Source organism: Mesorhizobium sp. M7A.F.Ca.US.014.04.1.1 (genome assembly GCF_003998745.1).
Classification (GTDB): Bacteria; Pseudomonadota; Alphaproteobacteria; order Rhizobiales; family Rhizobiaceae; genus Mesorhizobium; species Mesorhizobium ciceri.
In genome coordinates this window covers 1-2,380 of sequence record NZ_RZRW01000272.1, presented here as the reverse complement: position 1 = coordinate 2,380, position 2,380 = coordinate 1, and the positions used below count along the sequence as shown (strand labels likewise).

The window sequence follows — 2,380 nt, the reverse complement described above, 5'->3', positions numbered from 1 at the left end:
TGTCCGGCAGGACAGAGGGGGGCCTCGTAGAGCGAAAACGGGGCGGGATTGAGCGCCCAAATGATGGAGCACGCTCATGACCTCCTCCGCCCCACACCTCCACCAGGCCACCACCCGAACCGACCTCGTCGACTGGGGCGTCCAACCTGACGCGCTGGACGGCGCTTCGCGCTCCACCGGCAGGCTCGTGCACAAAGGGCCAAACAACCAGCCGGAATCCGGCATCTGGGTCTGCACGCCAGGCCGCTGGCGCCTCAGTATCCCGCGCGACGAATTGTGCCATTTCGTCGCCGGCCGCGCGACCTACCGGTCGGATGTCGGTGAGGTGATAGAAGTCTCCACCGGCACCGTGGTCATGTTCCCTGCCGGCTGGAGAGGCGAATGCACCGTGCATGAGACGATGCGCAACGTCTACATGCTGGCGTGACCACGGAGCTTGATGACATGTCGACACCGCACTGGCCGAAGGCTTCGGCCGTGGAATTGGAAGACTGGGGCGCGGGCAGCAACACGCTCGCCGGTTCGCCGCGCGCTTCGGGCAAGATCCTGGCGCAGAACCCGGACGGATCGAGCGAATGCGGCCTGTGGGCGTGCACGCCGGGCACGCGCAAGGTCACCTTTGGCGCCGACGAATTCTGCCACTTCCTGTCGGGACGCGGCAGCTATGTCCATGGCGACGGCGAGGAGATCGCGGTCGAGGCCGGCACGCTGGTATTCTTCCCCGCCGGCTGGACCGGCATCTCCATCATCACGCAAACGCTGACCAAGGCCTTCATGTGCCGCTGAGCACCCATTTCCAAGGAATCGATATGACAACCCCCATCATGAAATCCCCGCTTACCATTACCGACCTCGTCGACTGGGGCGTCATCCCGACCATGATCGAGGGCCAATCCCATACCTCGGGCAAGCTGCTGTACAAGGGGCCGGAAGGCCGCTCCGAATGCGGGCTTTGGGTCTGCACTCCGGGCAAATGGCACTGCCATGTCACCCGCGACGAGTTCTGCCATTTCCTCGAAGGGCGCTGCACCTATGTGCATGAATCCGGCGAGGTCATCGAGATCGAGCCGGATACGGCAGCGTTCTTCCCGCAGGACTGGAAGGGCGTCTGCACCGTCCATGAGACAATCAAGAAGGTCTACATGATCCGCTGAGCCTTCTCGATAATTCTGCCCTGCCGGACACCTGACGCGGCTTTCTGCGCTTCCGGTGCTCACGGACTAAATGTCCGCTGCGCTCCGGTTCTCGAAAGCCACGCCATCTGCCTCGGCAGGACGAATTCTCAAAAAGGCTCCGTAAATGGAGAAGGACAAAATGGATTTCTCTCCTGACCGGCCAACCTTCTTCGTCAATCCGGACTACCGGTCGATGGCCGGCGCGGCAAAACCGGTGATCGATCCGGCGACGCTGGAAACCGTCGGCGCTATCTCTGCTGCGACAGACGGCGAGATCGATACCGCACTCACGGCCGCGACGAAGGCGCAGGCCGCCTGGAAGAAGCTCGATGCCAAGAGCCGGGCCAAGCATCTGCATGCCGTCGCCAACGCCATCGAGGCGGCGGACTTCACGCGTTGCGCCGAGCTGATGGTGCGCGAGATGGGCAAACCCTACCCCGAAGCGATCGGCGAGATCGCCAATTGCGCGCCGATCTTCCGCTACTATGCCGAGATGGCGCGCGACGATGCCGGCAAGATCGCCGGCACGACGCAGGCCGGTTCGTTCCAGTATGCGCGCTACGAACCTTACGGCGTCTCCGTACACATCATGCCCTACAATTTCCCGATCCTGCTGATGTGCTGGACGGTCGCCGCATCGCTCGCCGCCGGCAATGCCTGCATCATCAAGCCGGCCGAGGCGACGACGCTCTCGACGCTGGACTACATGACCGTGTTCCGCTCGCTGCCAGAGGGGCTGGTCTCCTGCCTGCCCGGCGGAGCGGCCACAGCGCAGGCGCTGATCGCCTCCGACCGCACCCATGCCGTTGCCTTCACCGGCTCGGTCGCCGCAGGCAAGGCGGTGGCGGTAGCCTGCGCCGAACGCATGAAGCCGTGCGTCATCGAGGCCGGCGGCAGCGACCCGCTGATCATAAGCGAGCATGCCCCGCTCGAGATCGCGGCGGCCGGCAGCGTCACCGCCGCCTTCCACCTCACCGGCCAGGTCTGCACTTCGGCCGAGCGCTTCTTCGTCGTCGATTCCGTGCATGACCGCTTCGTCGCGCTGTTCGCCGAAAGGACGCGGGCGCTGCGCATCGGCAACGGCATGGACAAGACCGAGATCGGCCCGCTGGTCAGCGAAAGCGCGCGGACCAAAGTGATGCGCCTTGTGGATGACGCCATTGCCCATGGCGCCAAGGCGGTGACCGGCGGGGGCATCCCGCCGG

General features: G+C 64.6%; 4 protein-coding genes. All 4 read left to right on the top strand.

Annotated elements, in window-relative coordinates; translation table 11 throughout:
- The first annotated feature begins 76 nt into the window (after positions 1-76).
- Entirely contained in the window at positions 77-427 is a 351-nt protein-coding gene (locus EOA22_RS18500; RefSeq protein WP_063169498.1) for a cupin domain-containing protein, read from the top strand.
- 17 nt (positions 428-444) lie between these two features.
- Positions 445-786, top strand: a complete 342-nt coding sequence (locus EOA22_RS18495) for a cupin domain-containing protein (RefSeq protein ID WP_063170399.1) — start codon at positions 445-447, stop codon at positions 784-786.
- Positions 787-809: 23 nt separating this feature from the next.
- Positions 810-1,154, top strand: a complete 345-nt coding sequence (locus EOA22_RS18490) for a cupin domain-containing protein (protein WP_013528939.1) — start codon at positions 810-812, stop codon at positions 1,152-1,154.
- A 160-nt stretch (positions 1,155-1,314) separates the two neighbouring features.
- Positions 1,315-2,380, top strand: a 1,066-nt coding sequence (locus EOA22_RS18485; RefSeq protein WP_127390131.1) for an aldehyde dehydrogenase family protein, incomplete at its 3' end; no start/stop codon positions are given.